Raw genomic sequence first — 19,861 nt, forward strand, 5'->3', positions numbered from 1 at the left:
TACACCTACTACTTAACAAACTCTTCCACAAATGGGGGTAGTGCAAATGCTGCGAAATGGACTTCAGGGCTGTAATATTTTGTATTAGGTGCAGCAATACTTTCTTTAGTTATTTCCCTCGGGTTATGCTTTTTGCTACCCATTGTAAAGCACCAGTATCCTCCTGGATATGTAGGAACTGTGGCTACATACAAGTCTTTAACTGGAAATATCCCAGCTAAATCTTTATGAATTCTTTTTATCATATCTCCATTAAAGAAAGGTGAAGCAGTTTGGGCAACGAAAATTCCATCTTCCTTTAGTGCATTAAATACGTCAGTATAAAACTCTTTAGAAAACAACCCAACAGCTGGCCCAATTGGGTCAGTTGAGTCTACTAAAATAACATCATATGTATTCTTATTATCTTTGACATGCTTAATGCCATCACCAATTTTCACTTCAACCTTTGGGTCTTTTAATCCAGCAGAAATTGATGGTAAATACTTTTTACTTACTTCAACCACAACTCCGTCAATTTCAACTAAAGTGGCTTTCTTTACCTTGGGATGTTTGGCAACTTCTCTAATAGTTCCTCCATCTCCACCACCGATAACAAGAACATTTTCTGGGTTTGGATGGGTATTAAGTGCTGGGAAACTAATCATTTCATGATAGACAAACTCATCTCTTACATTTGTTTGAATAACATTATCTAGAAGTAGCATTGTACCAAAGGTATCTGTATCAACTACTTTCACATCTTGATACTCACTTTTTTCATGATGTAAAGTCTTCTTTACTAAACAAGAAACCGCTAATCCTGGTAATTGTTTTTCTGTGAACCAAATTCCTTCCATTTAAGAATTGCCTCCTTCATTTCTTATATTTTTAATGTGCTGAAAAAGCCATTTAATCCTTTTAAGCCTTTTACTTCAATATCTTTATGCTGGATTAATACCTTGAATTTTTCTCCCATGCCATCAGGCATTGTAAGCCTTTTTAAAGCATAAGAATTTTTAACACCCTCAAGATCAGAACCCAATTTCATTTTGTCCGCTATATTTAAGTTTACAAGAAATCTCATTTGAGAGGTATAGCCAGCTGTTTGTAGGCCAGTCTTTTCTCCATAATGTTTTATTGCAGAAAAGTTCACATGGGATGTTATATCTTGTTCTCCTGGATTTAGAAGAACATCTTGGGTATTAGTATGGTTAGAATAACTCATTAATGTACCTTTAAATCGAAAAGGTTCTTCTAGCTCCTTTGTCTTATAACCATAATCAATGGTTATTAGAAAGCCTTTTTCTAGCTTTGAAGCTACTTCTTCAAGCCAATTTATAGCATCAAGATTTACCTCGATTTCTTGTTCATCTTCTAAACTAATATGTAATTCATCAAGATAGTCTGCAATATCATTGTTTGAAAGCTCTCCGATTTCTTCACAAAAAGCTCCATTTTCATATTGGATGTAAATTTCTTTCAATTTTCCATCTAGCTGTGTGACTTTATGAATAGGAAATGCATCTACAAGTTCATTAGAAAAGACTATTCCTGTAAAGTTATTTATTTTGCTAATAGAATTCTCCCACCTACACTTACCAGCATGACCTTCTAATTGTCTTTTCTGTACATCAGTCATATATGGGCTTGTTTCAATTAATACATAAGCTATTGCGTCGTAGTAGTCACCATAGTCTTGCGAGTAGTCTAAAATATCCTTTGCAAGAAGTCCTGTTCCAGGGCCCATTTCAACTAAATAAAATTCTTTGGGTTTCTTGCAAATTGTCCACATTTCATATAACTGTTCGGCTATACAATGCCCAAAGGCGCTATGCACATTGGGGCTTGTATAGAAATCCCCTTCTCTACCTATTTTGGGTTTATCCTTTACATAGTATCCCCAGATAGGATGATACAAAGCAATTTTCATAAAGTCATAAAACCGTAGGGGTTTATTGGCAATATGTTCTATTAAATACTCTCGTAGCTCTTGAGACATAATACTCCTATCCTAATTTAAAATATAATTAAACTTCCATTAAAAATATAGAAAAACGGCAGCTTAGCTAGCCTTGCTGCCGGAATTGCCAGTACCTTTACTATCAGAAGACTTATAGTCGGGACTACGATTATCTGTTGTATAAAAACCACCAGTTTTATACACTACATGGACATTTCGGCTTATCAGCCTTTCTACCTTGCTATTACATTCTGGGCAATTCTTCAAAGGGTCATCCTTAATTGATTGTAATTTTTCAAATACACCACATTTTTCACACTTGTACTCATAAGTTGGCATTTATGATTCCTCCTCTTGGTCATCATTTAGTCCAGTTTGTTTATATAACTTTATAAAATTTAATATAAATTCTATTTCCTTTTTGTTACTATGACAAAGTAGTTTTAAAACTGATTGAACTTCCTTATTTGCCAGAAGATCTTTTAAGTCAGGGCTCATTTGTCGAAGCATGTCCTCAGGTCCAGCACCATTAAGTATAAAATAACATGGCGAAATTGACAAGGCTTCAGCAATTTTTTCTATAGTTGATAAAGATGGTTGTACTTTTCCAGTTTCAAGTTGTCCTATTAATCCTGTTGAAAGGTTTGAAAGGGTAGCAATGTTACTCTGGGTTATTCCTTGTTCTTCTCTGACACGTTTTAATTTTTGTCCAAAGGTTAAATTGGAATCAACAATAGTAGTAACTGGCACATCTAACACATCAGCAAGTTTTTTCACAGCTTCTATAGATGGTAGAACTTTGCCTGTTTCAATATCACTCATATATGAAATTGAGTAACCAGTTCTTTCTGCAATTTTGGACAAAGTAAGGTTCTTTTCATTTCTTATTAATCTAACTCTTTCACCTAATTCTATGCCCTGAATCATATTTTCAGATAAAAAAATGCTTTTAGAAATATTTAATACATTTATAATCTTTTCAATTGTTCGTAATGATGGGCTTTTTCTGCCTGTCTCTATCTCACTTAAAAAGGAAACGGAAACCTTGGACTTTGCTGCTAGCTCAGCAAGGGACATTCCCCTTTCCTCCCGGATCTCCCTAATTTTAGAACCATTAATTTTCATTATTTTCCTACATCCCCTAAATTTACATAGTTAGATTATTTTCTACTTATATATTAACACTTTATAGCATAAGGTCAATATTCCCACCTAAAAACTTGCTCACTTATCTTTAGATTTTTGTCAAGGGCAATTAATGCTAGCCCTTTGTCTACTACCTCATCTATTAACACTTCACTTATTTCAGCAATTACAATGGTTTTTCCACCACTTCTTTGTAGCAAGTAAACGTTATCTACTCTATATGAATAATGCCAATCACTAGGCACTTGTTTAAAGTCTGATACTGAAGATATGATTTCCCCTATTAGCGGTTCAGCATAGTAATCAGATAATCGCCTAATTACCTCTTCTAATGGTTCTGTTAACCATTGCTCATACTGTATAGCCTCAGAAACTCTGTTAGCTATAGTTCCAGATGCTTTAGGAAGAGTTTCATAGTCCTTCCACCAATCGACCACTTCCGCGTATTTATAACTGTCCTGGTAGTTCAAAGCCATGAAATCTGCTAGCAAAAGATTGCAATTGACACAAATAATGAAACTGCATGTAAGTATGATACCTTTAAGAAAGACCATGATATTCCCACTTTCGTCTAATTATTTTTAACAACATTAAACTATTCTTTTTATGGGTATTGTTTCCTTCTTTTCCTGTATTTACTTCATTATATGTATTGTTTATCTATATTTTTTTGATTGTTATGAAGAATGTCTAAAAAAGAAAAGACCTTGTCATTTAAGTGACAAAGTCTAACAAAACAATAGATTATCGGATAAACTTTTTTTCAATTAGATCAACCAATGCGGAAACATCTTCAAAACTAAATTTAGGTACATCCATATCAATATCACAATCTGTAACTAATGCTAGTAATTCTTTAGCATCACATAAAGGCTCTGTGCCTCTTTCCATTCTAACTATTTCGATTTTGGGTTTATTGGCTCTTTTATAACCTTCTGTAATAATAATATCTACATTTTGCAGCTTCTCTGCAATCTCATCCAATGTTTTCTCCTCAGATAGTTTTTCAATTATGGCTATTTTATTGGGAGATGAAATAACCACAGTATCTGCCCCAGCTTGAGCGTGTTTCCAAGTATCCTTTCCAGGCACATCTATATCAAAACCATGAACATCATGCTTGATAGTAGCTACCTTATACCCACGAGACTTTATTTCCCTTAAAACTTTCTCCAAGTGAGTGGTCTTGCCTACATTTGATCTACCAACTAATGAAATCATTTTTGCCATTCGCAACCCTCTTTCAAGTTAGATAATAGTTTTAGTTTCTACAAATTATTAATATAATCCTGCATGTAAAAAAAGCATCAGGTTTTATCCTTAATGCTTTTGTATTTTATCATAGTTATCTACTATCTTTGTCATTAGCTTTGCCAAAACCCTTCTATCTTCTTCATCTCCAACTGACCACATTTCTGCAAGAGCTGCCTGTCCTTTATTTCTTGGATCCACCATATGTATCAGTTTGCCAAATTGATATGCCATCCAACCAATTTTATCATCTGAAATCCCAACTACCTCGCCTGCATGCATGGCTTTTGATAAAAAGTATTTCCATTCTTCCCAATCATTATAGAATTTAACCATAACACCACTCCTAGGATTTTAATTTTTTTATACAAAGTATTCAATCTTACTATTTGGAAAATATTTTCCGATCATTCCCTTAAATATATTATTAATGCTTTTCATATCTTCTTTAGGATATAAGTACTTTGTATAACCGAACTGTCCATATTTTAGTTGTCTTTCTTCTTCATCCATTGGAAGGTCAGTATTTGGAAAGATATCCATTATATTATTTTTGGCCCTCGTAGTGTAGCGATGCGTTATTATTTCAAAAGTTATGGCTTCTTTAACCACCTTTTGCAAATCATTTTGTAAGCTCAAAAATAGAGATTTATAGTCATCTTCCCAGCCGTCATAAATTATGACTGGGCCAATAATAAATCCTAATGGATATTCAGCTTTTGCCACTTTTCTAGCAGCTGCCAGGCGTTCTTTCAAACCAGGTGTATTGTGCTCAAATTTTGTAATTACATAGGGCGTATTTATACTAAAGCGAAATCTAGTGTTTCCATTATGATTAATATTTAACAGGGAATTAACCTCAGCATACTTTGTCACAAATCTAAACCTTCCATGGGATTCACCTGAAAAAAATCTAATTGTTTCCTCCAAATTGCCAGTTAGGTGTTCTAAAGCAAGCGGGTCTGAGGTAGCCGCTCCTTCAAAAACTGTTATTTCCGGTAATCTACCATCTATGTACTCCTTGGCTTTAGCTAGAACTTCATGAATATTAACATAGATCCTCAAATAGGGCTTTTTCCCAAGGGTTGTGTGAAGGTAACAATACTCACACATTCCAGGGCAACTGGTTGATAATGGTAGTTGATAATGAGCTGATGGTTTACAGGTCTGAAAATCACTACTTTTCCTAACTCCAACTACAAGGGTCTTTTTTGCCTCCTTGAAGCCCTCTTGTGGACTTTTTCCGGGTATGCCTATAACCCTATTGTGGGAACCAATTATTGTAACAGCCACATCTTTATCATTTTTGAATTGAGTATATAATTTTTCTCCTAGGGGATAATCCAAAGCCCCTTGCTCAAATAAAACTCTTTTAGGTTTAAAGGTTTGCACCTTATATTTTGCCTCCAAACATGAAAAAGCGACTTACCTTAGTAAATTTAAGGAAAACCGCTTTTTTATATTAGTATGTCACTTTTTTCTTTTAATAAACAGCTTTAGGGGTATTAGTATCTGTTAATATTTGGTGTCAAGTCCCAAGTGCTCTGTTAATTGACGCAAAAACCACTCTACATCACTAACCAAACCAATGGTTTGGAAGCTTCCCCTATCAGCAAGTTTTGTTACTACTGCAGGGTTTATGTCAACACAGATGGCTTTAATGGATGCTGGTAAAATATTTCCCGTAGCAATTGCATGAAGCATACTTGACAGCATAACAACCATCTCAACACCATCAAGCTTGGACCTCATGGCTTCCTGAGCCTTGATAACATCAGTAATTACTTCAGGCATGGGACCATCATCTCTAATAGAGCCAGCAAGTACATATTGGGTCTTATTCTTAATAATAGTATACATAAGGCCCTTTGTAAGCACTCCTTGATTAACAGCTTCTTCTAGACTACCTGCAGCTCTAATTCTATTAATGGCCCTTAAATGATGTGAATGACCTTCCTGTATACATTTCCCGGATTTCAAACAAATTCCTAGGGAGGTACCAAAAAATGCATTTTCAACGTCATGGGTTGCAACTGCATTTCCTGCGAAAACTACATCAAGATAATTGTTTTCAATAAGTTTTTCCACCCAGATACCTGCTCCTGTGTGTATAACTGCAGGACCAAGAACAAACAAGATTTTTCCATTTCTTTCTTTAATACTTTGCATCTGCAAAGCTATATCCTTTATGATAAGATTTTTAGGCTTTTCACTACTAACTTCACTACCCATAAAGCTGAAAACCTCTTTATCTGCATCCACATCCATTGTCAACACTTTAACTCCGGTTTTTCCAACCACTATCAGCTGACCTTTTTTGACCCTGCTGATTGGTATGCAATAGGCCTTTGGAGTTTCCGTCTCCTCTAATACTATGGCACAATCCATTTCCATATTCTCAACTTTAATCCAACTATTATTGTGCCAAATAAAGGTGGGAAGATTTGTTGAAGAATAAAATCCCTCAGGGAACACACCATCTCCTGGGGCTAATTCAAGCACTAATTTTGCCTCATTTAAAACACTAGCTCCTAGCTTAGAGACAATTTCAAGAACACTATTTAGAGTTTCCTGGGAAGGTGCAGTAACTTCCATAATTATGTAACTACTGTCAGCTTTTTTCTTTCCAATAACACTATGTTCAATGAATATTTCTCCACCGACATTTTCTACCTCTTCAAAAACAGCAGGCAATATCTTACTGTCAACAATATGTCCTCTTAATTCAACAGTTCTTCTAAACATAGAAGACCCCCTAACAATATTTCTATTACTATTATTCTATCCGTTATAGGAAATTAATACCACAATTATTTTTTAAGTAGATTTTTTAGTATAAATACGATATTAGCAGGTCGTTCGGCTAATCTTCGTGAAAAGTACGGATACCAGTCTGTCCCATAGGGAACGTAGCAACGCACCTTGTGCCCTTCCCTAACAAGCTGTTCTTGAAGATTTGAGCATATACCATAAAGCATCTGAAATTCATACTGAGAAGTTGGTATGTTTTTCTTTGAGATATAATCTTTAGAAATATTTATTATATTCTCGTCGTGAGAGGCAATTGCTGTATAAAAACCTGCATCTAAGTGCTTTTTAATGATTTTTACTAAGTTATCATCAACATCTTTCTTTAGTGGAAATGCTACCTCTTTTGGTTCGTTATATGCACCCTTCATTAATCGAAAGTTTGGTTTTAAATCTGATAGGTTATCCATATCTTTTTCAGTTCTATATAGATAGGATTGAAGAGCTAACCCAACATTGTTTGGATATTTTTCCTTTAATTCTCTAAAGACAGCTATTGTAGCATCCACCTTTGATGAATCTTCCATATCTATTCTCACAAAGTTATCAAGCTCGTTAGCTTTACCTACAATTTCCATCAAATTGCTCAGGCAAAATTCCTGATCAATATCTAACCCTAATTGAGTTAATTTAACCGACAAATTGCTGTCAACACCAATATCACTAATAACCTCTAATATTCTAATAGCTTCCATGGTACCATCAGTAGCTGTTTTGGCTTCATAGCAACTTTCTCCCAGATTATCTAGTGTGGCAGAAATGCCCTTTGCATTTAATTGTTTGATAGCATTAATCGCATTATCTATTTTTTCTCCAGCAACAAAGCGTTTTGCTCCAAGAGCGAGTCCATACTTATTCACAAAATTTGTTACAAGCTTATTCTCAGCAACTGTTAATACTACCTTTCTAGCAACATTACTCAAAAATAATCCCCCCTTTGTATTAGCAGAAAAATACCTATGCTAAACATATTATTGTTGCAAGTTTCATGCCATTTTAAATTGTTGCTAATGCTGACATTTACTACCCATTTAAAAGAATAATTCGTCTACTCTCTGGACAGAATGACGATTTTTTAGACACTTTGTGGGAAAGCTATTATAGGGAGGTTTGAGTTTATGGACTATTTAAATGTTTTATTAAGGGCATTCTTTGCCTTCGCTTTTCTTTTAATATTTAGCCGACTTGTCGGTAAAAAACAAGTTAATCAGTTTTCCTTTTTCGACTATATTGTAGGCATAACTGTAGGTTCAATCGCAGCTACAACGACCACAGAGCTTGATTCTCCTCCTTACACACATTTGGCTGGAATGTTTTTCTGGTTTCTATTTGCCTGGCTTTTAGGAGTTGCCACTATAAAAAATAGAATAACCTCAAAGTGGTTATTAGGAGAACCGACAATTATTATTCATAATGGAAAAATTCTTGAGAAAAATATGGCAAAAATGAATTATCATATGGATGAACTAATGCAGCAGTTAAGAATTAGGGGAGCTTTTAATCCAAGTGATGTAGAGTTTGCTGTCTTAGAAACTAACGGTTATTTATCTGTTAAAAAGAAATCTCAAAAACGAAGTGTAACACCTGAGGATTTAAATATTTCTACAAAATACGAAGGCATTTCTACAGAGCTAATATATGATGGCCAGATCATTTTGCAGAACTTAGAAATGATTGGTCTTAATAAGAATTGGCTAATTAGTGAATTAGAAAAACAAGGTATAAAGTCGCTTGCACAAGTGAGTCTTTGTATTTTAGAAAGTAATGGAAAACTCTATGTAGATCTAAGAGATGATAATGTGAAACCTCCTACTGAAGTAAACATAAGTGATTATCCAGGACCAAACTAAAAGCTCCATAAGATAAAACTTGGCTTGTGCCAAGTCTTTAACAGAGGTGGAAGCCTTAGTTGAATTAATTATCTACCGACAATTTATACTTCTGGTAGTAGAAAAAAATATCCTACCTAGTGGTAGGATTCCGTTTATACTATTGGTGCGAGAGATGGGACTTGAACCCACACGTCAATTCTGACACATGCCCCTCAAACATGCCTGTCTGCCGATTCCAGCACTCTCGCATTATGCTCAACGAGTATTATAACAGATATTTTTTTTTATAGCAATATCAAACCTATTCCTCCAAAAGTTTAATGAGCTTTAGCTTTCCAATAAATGTATCAATTTTCTCTACTGTTGGTATGCCTAACGCTTTATACGTCGGCATATAACTAAACTCTACATTAGTTGGTTCAACTCCAATTATAGATATTCCTAAGTTCATAATTTCCTTTATTAATGGATAATCTAATAATTTCGCAAAATCTAAACTGTTGTTTGTAGTGCCGCCCCCAACAATCAACAGGTAATCTGCTGGAACTGTAAAGTTACCACTAATACTTATGAATTCTGACTCCACTAATTCTTCGGCCATTATTGTATGATCTAATGGCTTTAGTTTTTTAGTAATAGTATTGATGAGGTCCGGAACTATCAGTTCAACTTGATTATGATCATAAAAATCTTTGGAGATTGTGATCTCAAATACCTTTTCCACTCCAGTTTCTGTTAAAGCACCTATAAACTCTTCCGGACTAAAGTCCGGATTTGTGACTAGTACCCCAACCCTTTTATCAGTTAATCTCTGTCCTGCAATAATGGGGAATACTTCCTTGCCTAACTCATCATAGGTATTCAAATTTTCTTGAAGATTTAGTACATTAGATCTTAAAAAACGGTTATCATCTCTTAGCTTATCAAATTCCTTTTCAAGTAGCACAATTAATTGCTCTTGTTCTTTTATTAAAACACCATCACTTATCACGGTACTTCCAATAAATATTCCAATACCAAGTGCAAGAAAAAGAGCAATAACTGTAGCTATATGATATCTTAAATCGATCATTTCATCCCCCTTTTCAGGGTAATCATATTAACTCTAGTTTTTGCCCTATATAATAGTCATATACTCATTAATAACAACACTTTTAATTATATTATTCTTTCTAATCCATCTGTTACAGTTTTTCCAGGTATTCTTCCCCTTTTTGCTATGGGTTTTCCATTAATTTCTTTAATATCCATTGTCATGTCAATGGGTGGCCTACTTGATATATAGCTACCTACTCCAAAGGCATCTGCACCTGCTGCAATGTGTTTTTCTATTTTTTCTGGATTCAGTCCTCCCGAGACAAAGATCTTTACATGGTTAAAACCTGCTTGATCTAGTCTTGCTCTTACTTCCTTGATTAGTTCTGGTCTTACGCCTCCTCTTTCACTAGGTGTATCTAGTCTAATGCCATAAAGCTTATCCTTAAGTGCATTTGCAACTCTTAAGGCTTCTTCAGCTTCATCTTTAAATGTATCCACCAATATCAAACGTGATGCATCTTCTGGCATGTGTTTATCATAGGCCTCAGCAGCTTTAACTGTATCCCCCATAATTAGGAAAACCGTGTGAGGGGCAGTTCCAACAGGGTCTACTCCAAACAATTTTGCACCTAAAACACAGCTAGCACCACTAGCACCACCTACCAAGGCAGCTCTTTCCATGACTGGAGCAACGCTTGGGTGCACGTGCCTTGCACCAAAAGAAAAAAAGGATTTTTCTTTGACAATCTGTTTGATTTCATGAGCTGCTGTGGCCCACCCACTAGAATGTGCTAATATTCCTAGTATGGCTGTCTCGTGTATTCCAAACTCACTATAAGGGCCTTCTATTCTCATTACCACATCTTTAGCCTGGCAAGCCTGTCCTTCTTTTAAAGCCCATACTTTAATATCTTTGTCCCTCAAGAGATTTTTTGCTTCATCTATACCAGCTAGTATACCAGAACGCCTCATAAAAACCTCTGCAGTAACAGGTGTATCTGCCAGCCCTTCTTTTTTAAGGATCTCATTGGTCCTTATAAAGTATATATCCGTAACTGCTCCATTTAGTATTTCCTCATGTTCTGCTGAAAAAAAAGGTCTATTTTTATCTATTTTAAGATTTTTTACCTTTTCTAGCGTATCTATTTCATTTCTTTTCACAACAATCACCCCATTAACTACAAAATTTCTCTTCTTCTATAACTAGAATTATTTATCATCACTAATTTTTCGTTATATATTGTTAAAATACCTCTTTTTAAACAATTATTTCCCATAAAGTTTTTGATATGTTTCATATGTACTATTAACTCTTCGGACATAATCTCTTGTTTCTCTAAAAGGGATTTTATCTATATCCTCATCACCAAGCCATATGCCTGTATCCACCCATTTTTTTACATTTCCCCTGCCTCCATTATAGGCAGCTAGGATAAGGTTGGTGTTATTATTAAACTCTTGTTTCAAGCTTGCTAAATACCAACTCCCCAGCCTTATATTATACTTAGGTTCAAATAGTTTTTCTTCTTCATAAGGCACATTGATCTGATCACTTATCCACATGGCGGTTTCTGGCATTAACTGCATAAGACCTTTTGCACCTTTGTTAGATTCCGCCATAGAATTAAATCTACTTTCAACCCTAATTATTGAAGCTACAAAAAGAGGATCAAGCTGGCTTTGACTTGAGTAGAATTCAATAGTTTCTCGATGATAATAAGGAAACCATAGCTTAAGCCCAAATGGTACAAGCACATATATGATAATTACGAACAATAAAAGCAAGGATAACACCTTTTTAATAAGTCCCAATCCTAAATTCATTCCCCTCGGTTCATTGCCTGATCTTTCTCTTTTACCTCTACTCCATTAGGCAAAATATTATTCCATAAACTTTTTAAATAAGATTGCAATTCATTAAGTTCTAGTTGCCCATCTATTATAATGTCTGCTCGTTTCTTTTTATCCTCTATGGGCATTTGAGATTCTATTCTTTTGATAGCTTGTCCCCTTGAAATTCTATCTCTTTTAATATTTCTTTGAATTTGGGTTTCCATATTAACCACTACCAACCATACTTCATCCACCATATTATCCATGCCTGTTTCAAGTAGTAAAGGAACTTCAAGAAATACTATCGGATTATTAATCTGTTTGAAATATTTGAGTCTATTTTCAAACTCATCTTTAACTCTCGGATGTATGATAGAGTTTAGTAGATTTCTCTTCTTCGGATCATTAAAGATTAATTCTCCTAAATACTTTCTATTAATATTTCCGCCTGATAGCAAAACATTGTCTCCAAAAACTTCACGAATTTCCTGCCAGGCAGGTTTTCCAGGCTCAACTACTTCTCTTGCAACCTTATCTGCATCAATTATTGTAGCCCCAAATCCTAAAAGAATTGAGGCTACCGTGGTTTTTCCGCTGGCAATTCCTCCTGTAAGGCCAATTATCTTCATGTTACCTCCTAAATCTGTGAAATCCCTAACATAATTAAAATAATACCAGGTAATAAAGATCCTGTTATGCCTAAGCTACTAAAGCAACTCTTGCGTCCTAGCCATAAGCCTCCTGAAACCAACATGAATTTAAAGGTTCCAACAAAGATAGGTACTAAGAGCATTTGATAACCAGCCACAGCGGCACCAAAACCTGCCCCTAGTGCATCCATTGCTAGTGCAAATCCTAAAAACAAAGCCTCTTTGGTGTTAATATTACCCGACCTATCAAAGTCTGCCTCCTCAGGTTCTTTTAATATCTGAATTACAATGCCAAGTCCAGGAATTTTAAAACGCATTAAGCAAGGATCATTTTCAGTATTCTTATCAGGTTCATTAACCCTCTTCCATTTTGACCAAGCTTCAAATATTATCCAAATACCAACTAATATTAATATAAAAGCACCTAATCTGCCTGCTGTCTCTGGGGTAAATAGAGACGCAACCAATGTCCCAAAATACATGGATATAGTGATAGCAAGTGCTGATGTGACACAGATTACTAATAATGGGACAAGAGAAATACGTATACTTCTCATGCCATATGCCAAGCCAACACCAAAACCATCAACACTAACTGCCAAAGCAAATAGGATGACAGATAATATTTCCAAATCTTTCGCCTCCCGAAGTTCATTATGATAGTTACATCATATGCTTCGGGAAACTAAGGGTGCCTGTTTCATCAAAAAATCTAATGCTGACATCCAGGGCAATAGTGGCTACTTCTCCCTGCTATTTTTTCCTTTTTAATTGGGCATTGACAGCGACTACATGGCTGTTCAGTTCTTTGATAAACCTTTAAATGATCTTGGTGCTCACCCTTTTTTCCTTCTCCATCTACGTAGTCACTAAAAGTGGTCCCCCTATGATCAATGGCTTCTTTAATGATTTTTATTATGCTTTTATAGAGTTCCTCGACTTCCTCTGCTTTTAAAGAGTTTGCTGGTCTATCAGGCAATATGTGGGACTCAAACAAAACTTCGTCCGCATAAATATTTCCAAGTCCAGCAACAATATCCTGGTCAAGGAGTACCTGTTTTATTTTTTTGCTTTTCTTCTTTAAACTATCAGCAAAAACCTGTGCGGTAAAGTTTTCTGACAAAGGTTCAGGCCCAAGATGAGCTAAACCTTTTATTGTATCTAGTTCATTATCTTTTAAAAGATAAATTGTTCCAAACTTCCTAACATCCACAAAACGTAAATGATAATTATTACCTAGGTGGAATATCAAGTGGGTATGTTTTGTTACATCTTCATAATCTGCAACGTATAACAACCTTCCTGTCATTCTTAAGTGAATTACTATTATATAGTTATCCGATAACTGAAGGAGTAAATACTTGCCCAGCCTGTCTAGCCCTTTAATTTTTTTGCCAGTCACAATTTCTTTAAACCGGTCTATATCTGTTGGTTCCTTAACTATTTTTTCAAAATATATGTCAAGATTATCAATAGTTAATCCAGCTAATTTTTCTGTAAGGCTCCTTCTAATTGTTTCAACTTCTGGCAATTCAGGCAAATTATTTGCACCACCTTCACTATATGCTTTTTAAATCATACCAGTTAAAACCATATTTTACATCTACGATTAATGGAACTTTTAATTCAAGTGCATTCTCCATACAGCTTACCAATGAGGATGCAACTTCTTCATATAACTTTTCTGGACATTCAAAGATAAGTTCATCATGGACCTGCAAAAGCATTTTAACTGGGAGATCTTCTTTTTCTAAAAACTCTTGACATTTTATCATGGCAATTTTAATTATATCCGCTGCACTTCCTTGAATAGGTGTATTCATTGCAGTTCTTTCTCCAAAGGACCTAACCATCTTATTGGGACTAAATAGATCTGGTAAATACCTTCTTCGATTTAATAGTGTAGTCACATAACCATTATCTCTAGCTTTTGCAATTATATCACTAATGTATGTATTAACTCCCTGATACCTTTTAAAATACTGTTCAATGTACATTTTAGCCTCTTTAATACTTATACCCAAGTCACGGGATAAACCGAAATCACTTATGCCATATACTATCCCGAAATTAACTGCCTTGGCATTTCTTCTCATTTGAGATGTGACGTTCTCCATGGGTACTCCAAACACCTCTGAGGCCGTTCTTGTATGAATATCATGCCCCTTTTCAAAGGCATCCAGGAGGTTTTCATCCTCTGATAAATGTGCTAGAATTCTCAATTCTATTTGTGAGTAGTCTGCAGCTATCAGCACATTATCTTTTTCTGAAGGCACAAATGCTTTTCTTAATACCCTTCCTTCCTCAAGACGAATGGGGATGTTCTGCAGGTTCGGTTCAACACTACTTAACCTTCCTGTGGCAGTTATTGTCTGTTTGAATGTTGTATGTATTTTTCCTGTTTCATCATTAATAATTTCTTTAAGCCCATCTATGTATGTTCCCTTTAGTTTAGTCAGTTGTCTATACTCTAATAGCTTTTCTCCTATGGGATGGGTAATATGTTCTAACACTTCGGCATTAGTAGAGTATCCTGTTTTTGTTTTCTTTCCATTTGGTAAGTCCATTTTTTCAAATAAAATTGATCCTAGCTGCTTGGGAGAGTTAATATTAAACTCCTCACCGGCCAATTCATATATGTCTTTAGTAAGTTTATTTAATTTTTTTTCTAGGTTTTCACCCATTATTTCAAGTACATTTTTTTCAACCTTGACACCTGTTAACTCCATTTCAGCCAAAATAGCTATCAGAGGCATCTCTATGTTCATATATAGTTCATATAAATTGCTTTCTTTTAATTGTTCCTGTATATTAAGAAATAGTTCTTCAAGAATAGCTGCCTTTTCTATGGCATTAAAAACTGCATCACTACCTTCAGCTAATGCTTTATTTAAGTATTCCAACGCTAATTCTTCGATTCCATAGTTCGAACGAACAGGGTTTAGCAAATAGGCACCTATTTGACTATCTTGAACATTTTTTATAGATATTCCCTTATACTTAAAGTATTTATATACTTCTTTAAAATCATGAACAATAACGTTCACCTGTGGATTATCCTTAAAGAAATCATTAAACACTTCTTCCTGGGAGGATTCAAAGCTAGTAGCTAATCCAGCTTGTACCATTACAGCTGATACAAATTGAGGGGTGTTTTTTGTACCCTTGAATTCCATATAAAGTGCTACTGGTTTGCTCTTATTATATCCATTAAGGAATTTTTCAGCTAAAAGCTTTTCTGTCAAATTCTCATTTGTATCAGGTTCCATTTCTTCAAGAAATCTTTTCACCAAGCTATTAAACTCTAAATCTTTAAATAAGGTTAATAATTGTTTATAGTTGGGTTTTTCATAGATGCATTTTTTAATGTCTAATTCCATGGGTACACAGCATTCAATAGTAGCTAGCTCTTTACTTAGAAAAGCTTTTTCCTTGTTTTCTTGTAAATTATATCTAAGCTTTTCTCCCTTGACCTGATCAATATTTTCATAAACACCTTCAACACTTCCAAACTGCTTAATAAGCTTTAAAGCAGTCTTTTCTCCTACTGAAGGTACTCCTGGTATGTTGTCTGATTGATCACCCATGAGGCCTTTTACATCTATCATCTGTCGGGGTTCTAATTCATAGATTTCCCTAAGTTTAGGTAAATCAATGTATTCTGTCTGGCTTATACCTTTTCTTGTCAAAAGCACCCTGCTTTTTTCCGTTATTAACTGTAAGAGATCCTTATCACCAGTAATTATAACATTGGTTAATCCATCCTTTTCCCCAAGTCTGACAAAAGTTCCAATAATATCATCTGCTTCATAATTTTCTAACTCAAAAAAAGAAACATTTAGTGCTTGTAACACTTTTTGAACTAAGGAGAATTGCGGCTTCAGTTCTGGTGAGGTTGCTTTTCTATGCCCTTTATACTCTCTAAATGCTATATTTCTAAAGGTAACTCTTCCTTTATCAAAGGCAACCGCTAAATATTTTGGCTGCTCTTGTTCGATTATTTTTAAAAGCATGTTGGTAAAACCATAAACAGCATTAGTAAATACACCTTCTCTGTTAGTTAGAATAGGTAAGGCATAAAAGGCTCTATGTACTAAACTGCTTCCATCTATGATTAGGAATTTATCACTCAATAATTTCACCTCATTTTATATTATTCCCTTTTCTTCCTTATGAATATTATGGTATTAGATTAAGTCTATAACAAATCAAAAGAACTTCCAATAAAAATTCGGTACAGCTAGGATAATTCCTGCTGTACCGAATAACTATTCCTTTTCTATTACCCTTATTTCATAAAATACTACCTTATCTATTTCTAATTCATTGATAGTATCAATTTTCCATTCAATCATTTCTAATTCTTTTTGTATATTAAGACTCTGATCATACTCTTGGGTTTGTTCATTTAAGGTATCTACAAGCATCTCTTTCTCCAATCGCAGCCTAGAAAATTCCTCTAAAAAATCAGTTACATAAGAGTCCTCAAATTCTAATGAACCAAATTCTACAATTGCTTCCATTATATCATTTTCGTCTTTTTCCTTCCAACCTATAATCTTAGCTTCGTGCTCGTATTTGTTAATAACTGATGAACTGCTTAGTAGTTTTGTTATATTATCTATTGAAGTATCTAAATCCTCAACACTTACGGTTAAGAACTCCTTGAATAATTCTTCTTGTACTTGCCCCTCGGTATTTTGGGGTTCTTCTACTTCTAATTCTTCACTTCCTTTAATAAACATTCTAGGTTGGACTGTTTCATTATCTATTTCTCCTCCATCTAGAACTGGGGGCTCTTCATCACTATTAGTTGCAGTATCAAATAACTCAACTTCCTGTGTTGTTCTCTGATCGGAATCTTCTTCTAATTCCATGATCCCCACCTCGTCAGATTCTACTTTATCAGATACTGCAATATCTGATTCTTCAATACCTGATTCTTCAATATCTGATTTAGCGACATCTGATTGTACAGAATCTGAGTCTTGCGCAGACTTCATGTACATTGTATTGTTAAGTAGATTAGATATGCCAACAGTTCCTACAATGATAAAGATAACTGCTGCTGTAGCTCCCCAAGCAATCCATCGTCCTTTTTTAGCTGTAAATACAGATTTTTCTGGGTTTTCACTTTTTACCTTTGCCATTATGGAATCCCTTAAGTCGTCAGGGGGTTCTATCGGTTCCAGGGTATTAAATAAGCTCAGTACAGTTTTTAAGTCTTCGTATTCTTTTTGGCATTCAATGCATTCACTAAGATGCTCTTTAATTATGACAGTCTCTTCAACTGTGGTTTCACCATCAATATACATCGATAATAAATTTTGTATTTGCTCGCATCTCAACTGGCACCCCCCCTTTCTACTTTGTTTGACGTAAATCAACTTTATATTGTTCCCCAGCTACTATTATTTTCTCTTTTAAAATCTTTCTTGCTCTATTAAGTCTTGATTTTATTGTTCCCAGAGAACAGTTGAGAACCTTTGCTATTTCTTCATAGGATAACTGTTGAATTTCTCTTAATACTATAACTTCTTTGTATTCTTGCTGTAAATCATCAATAATAGATTGGATAAACTCTGATAATTCCTTACTCTCATAAACCTCATCAGGTCCTTTATTACTGTCCGCAAATTGTTTTTCCATATCTCCATCTTCACCACGTACAGATTCATCAATTGAGACTTCTATATATTTCTTTCCCTTTCGCAAATAGTCTCTACATACATTGGAAGCAATATGATAAACCCATGTTTTAAATGTAGATTCCTGTCGAAAGTTCTTAATACCACGATATGCCTTTAAAAATGCCTCCTGTGACAGATCAAAGGCATCATCTCGGTTTCCTGTATAACGGTATGTTATGTTATATACCTGCTTTTCGTATCTTGCTACTAGCATTTCAAAGGATGCAATGTTTCCATCCTTTACCTGTTGAACTAGTATATTATCTGGAACCATCATTTCCCCTCCAAATGACCCCGATTTATACTTTCAAAACCATATTTTTCTCTAATTTTATCCATAGTTTCACATATAATATCTTCTTTTTGATCAGTAAATAGGGTTAACTGCTGCATCATGTCCGTAGTTATGTTAGACATTGATATCCCAATTAACCGTATAGGATCACCAGTCCAGTTTTTCTTAAAAATAGAAAAAGCCCAGTCTCTAATGTCTTTATCATTATTCATGTGGTCAGGAAAGCTAAAGCTTCTGGTAACTGTAGTAAAGTCATGATATCTTATCTTTACTGTAAGTACTTTACCTTTGAGATTGTTTTTTCTCATCCTAGAACCAATTTGCTCAGACATTTGGGCTATACATCTTTTTACCTGATTAGAGTTTGTAATATCCTCATTAAAGGTTATTTCTTTACCAATAGACTTTTGTTCGTGAGCAGGTTCAACCTTTCTATTGTCAATTCCTTGAGCTAAGAGAAATAGCTGCTTTCCTGCTTTTCCTAGCCATCCTTCAAATACTGAATCAGGAAGTCTTGCAATATCTCCGATTGTTTTAATGTTTAATTGTTCAAGATAGACTCTGGTTTTCGGTCCCACTCCCCAAATTCGAGATACAGATAATGGCCATATCTTTTCTTTGAAATTATCTTTATGAATATGCACAAAACCCATGGGCTTTCTTAAATCAGAAGCAATCTTTGCTAAAAACTTATTATAGCTTAAACCTATAGATGCCGTCAAATTGGTGATTTCCTTAACTTCTTTTTGAAGCTTTAAGGCAATCTCGACCTCTGTACCCAGCAAGCTTCTGGAATGAGTCACATCCAAAAAAGCTTCGTCTAAGGAAATTGGCTCAACAAGGGGTGTATATCTTCTAAATATTTCATGTATTTCATCAGATACTACTTTATACTTTCTCATGTTAACAGGCAAGTACATACCTGTAGGACATAATTTGTAAGCTGTTCTAATGGGCATTGCTGAATGCACTCCATATTTTCTAGCTTCATATGAGCAGGTTGAAACCACTCCTCGTCCACTAGGATCAGCACCAATAATCACGGGTTTTCCCTTCAGCTTTGGATTATCTCTCTGTTCTACTGAGGCGTAGAATGCATCCATATCTATATGTATTATACAGGTATCCACGCCTAGTCACCAACTTCCTTCTATAAACTTAGACTACTCTAATTATACTTTTTTCATTACCTTTATAAAATACTTTTGACTAAATTAATACTGATTAATTGTAAAAGGCAGGGCCGAATGAAGGCTTCAAGAGCTAGATCAATAGTCGTATACATAATAAAAGGGCCTTGAAAGGTTGTAGAACCCCTCTAAACCCTGCCCCTTGCTCATTTGCTTTTTACTGTTAATCAAGACTGTTACTCTTTC

The 19,861-nt window shown here is 34.8% G+C and carries 19 protein-coding genes, 1 tRNA gene and 2 pseudogenes; 1 reads left to right on the forward strand and 21 read right to left on the reverse strand.

Annotated features, from left to right (window positions below; translation table 11 throughout):
• Positions 1-8: 8 nt before the first annotated feature.
• From APF76_10000 to APF76_10045, 10 genes are all read right to left on the reverse strand, one after another.
• On the reverse strand, positions 9-839 hold the full coding sequence (locus APF76_10000) for a spermidine synthase (protein ID KUO48959.1): 831 nt from the start codon (positions 837-839) through the stop codon (positions 9-11).
• A gap of 23 nt (positions 840-862) precedes the next feature.
• Positions 863-1,981, reverse strand: a complete 1,119-nt coding sequence (locus APF76_10005; protein KUO48960.1) for a hypothetical protein — start codon at positions 1,979-1,981, stop codon at positions 863-865.
• Between the two features lie 63 nt (positions 1,982-2,044).
• Complete coding sequence (locus APF76_10010) at positions 2,045-2,281, reverse strand: hypothetical protein (protein ID KUO48961.1); 237 nt, start codon at positions 2,279-2,281, stop codon at positions 2,045-2,047.
• A complete protein-coding gene (locus tag APF76_10015) occupies positions 2,282-3,067 on the reverse strand; it encodes an AraC family transcriptional regulator (protein KUO48962.1) in 786 nt (261 codons plus the stop codon).
• Between the two features lie 74 nt (positions 3,068-3,141).
• The gene (locus APF76_10020; protein ID KUO48963.1) at positions 3,142-3,642 is read right to left on the reverse strand and encodes a hypothetical protein; all 501 of its coding nucleotides are present in this window, start codon (positions 3,640-3,642) and stop codon (positions 3,142-3,144) included.
• 190 nt (positions 3,643-3,832) lie between these two features.
• A complete protein-coding gene (locus tag APF76_10025; protein KUO48964.1) occupies positions 3,833-4,318 on the reverse strand; it encodes a molybdopterin-guanine dinucleotide biosynthesis protein MobB in 486 nt (161 codons plus the stop codon).
• Between the two features lie 90 nt (positions 4,319-4,408).
• Positions 4,409-4,675: a hypothetical protein gene (locus APF76_10030; GenBank protein KUO48965.1), complete on the reverse strand. Its 267-nt coding sequence runs from the start codon at positions 4,673-4,675 to the stop codon at positions 4,409-4,411.
• A 27-nt stretch (positions 4,676-4,702) separates the two neighbouring features.
• Complete coding sequence (locus APF76_10035; protein KUO48966.1) at positions 4,703-5,731, reverse strand: spore photoproduct lyase; 1,029 nt, start codon at positions 5,729-5,731, stop codon at positions 4,703-4,705.
• Positions 5,732-5,854: 123 nt separating this feature from the next.
• On the reverse strand, positions 5,855-7,084 hold the full coding sequence (locus APF76_10040) for a hypothetical protein (protein ID KUO48967.1): 1,230 nt from the start codon (positions 7,082-7,084) through the stop codon (positions 5,855-5,857).
• 65 nt (positions 7,085-7,149) lie between these two features.
• Positions 7,150-8,070, reverse strand: coding sequence for a proline dehydrogenase (locus APF76_10045; GenBank protein ID KUO48968.1), 921 nt, complete (start codon positions 8,068-8,070; stop codon positions 7,150-7,152).
• Between the two features lie 195 nt (positions 8,071-8,265).
• Here APF76_10045 and APF76_10050 point away from each other — a divergent pair, with 195 nt between their 5' ends.
• A complete protein-coding gene (locus APF76_10050; GenBank protein KUO48969.1) occupies positions 8,266-8,997 on the forward strand; it encodes a hypothetical protein in 732 nt (243 codons plus the stop codon).
• A 143-nt stretch (positions 8,998-9,140) separates the two neighbouring features.
• Here the strand turns inward: APF76_10050 and APF76_10055 are convergent.
• From APF76_10055 to APF76_10105, 11 genes and pseudogenes are all read right to left on the reverse strand, one after another.
• A tRNA-Leu gene (locus APF76_10055) sits at positions 9,141-9,227 on the reverse strand.
• Positions 9,228-9,280: 53 nt separating this feature from the next.
• Positions 9,281-10,051 carry a hypothetical protein gene (locus APF76_10060; protein ID KUO48970.1) on the reverse strand — a complete coding sequence of 257 codons (771 nt, stop codon included), beginning with the start codon at positions 10,049-10,051 and terminating at the stop codon, positions 9,281-9,283.
• 86 nt (positions 10,052-10,137) lie between these two features.
• On the reverse strand, positions 10,138-11,178 hold the full coding sequence (locus APF76_10065; GenBank protein KUO48971.1) for a nicotinate phosphoribosyltransferase: 1,041 nt from the start codon (positions 11,176-11,178) through the stop codon (positions 10,138-10,140).
• A 108-nt stretch (positions 11,179-11,286) separates the two neighbouring features.
• Positions 11,287-11,841, reverse strand: a pseudogene (locus tag APF76_10070).
• A gap of 65 nt (positions 11,842-11,906) precedes the next feature.
• Positions 11,907-12,479: pseudogene (locus APF76_10075) on the reverse strand.
• A gap of 8 nt (positions 12,480-12,487) precedes the next feature.
• Entirely contained in the window at positions 12,488-13,132 is a 645-nt protein-coding gene (locus APF76_10080) for a hypothetical protein (GenBank protein KUO48972.1), read from the reverse strand.
• An 80-nt stretch (positions 13,133-13,212) separates the two neighbouring features.
• On the reverse strand, positions 13,213-14,040 hold the full coding sequence (locus APF76_10085; GenBank protein KUO48973.1) for a formamidopyrimidine-DNA glycosylase: 828 nt from the start codon (positions 14,038-14,040) through the stop codon (positions 13,213-13,215).
• A 19-nt stretch (positions 14,041-14,059) separates the two neighbouring features.
• Positions 14,060-16,633, reverse strand: coding sequence for a hypothetical protein (locus tag APF76_10090; protein KUO48974.1), 2,574 nt, complete (start codon positions 16,631-16,633; stop codon positions 14,060-14,062).
• Between the two features lie 135 nt (positions 16,634-16,768).
• A complete protein-coding gene (locus tag APF76_10095) occupies positions 16,769-17,848 on the reverse strand; it encodes a hypothetical protein (protein KUO48975.1) in 1,080 nt (359 codons plus the stop codon).
• A 16-nt stretch (positions 17,849-17,864) separates the two neighbouring features.
• Entirely contained in the window at positions 17,865-18,464 is a 600-nt protein-coding gene (locus APF76_10100; GenBank protein KUO48976.1) for a hypothetical protein, read from the reverse strand.
• Positions 18,464-19,615: a hypothetical protein gene (locus tag APF76_10105; GenBank protein ID KUO48977.1), complete on the reverse strand. Its 1,152-nt coding sequence runs from the start codon at positions 19,613-19,615 to the stop codon at positions 18,464-18,466. Before APF76_10105 ends, APF76_10100 begins: the two co-directional genes overlap by 1 nt.
• Positions 19,616-19,861 lie beyond the last annotated feature (246 nt).

The sequence above is a fragment of the Desulfitibacter sp. BRH_c19 genome (genome assembly GCA_001515945.1).
Taxonomy (GTDB): domain Bacteria; phylum Bacillota; class DSM-16504; order Desulfitibacterales; family Desulfitibacteraceae; genus Desulfitibacter.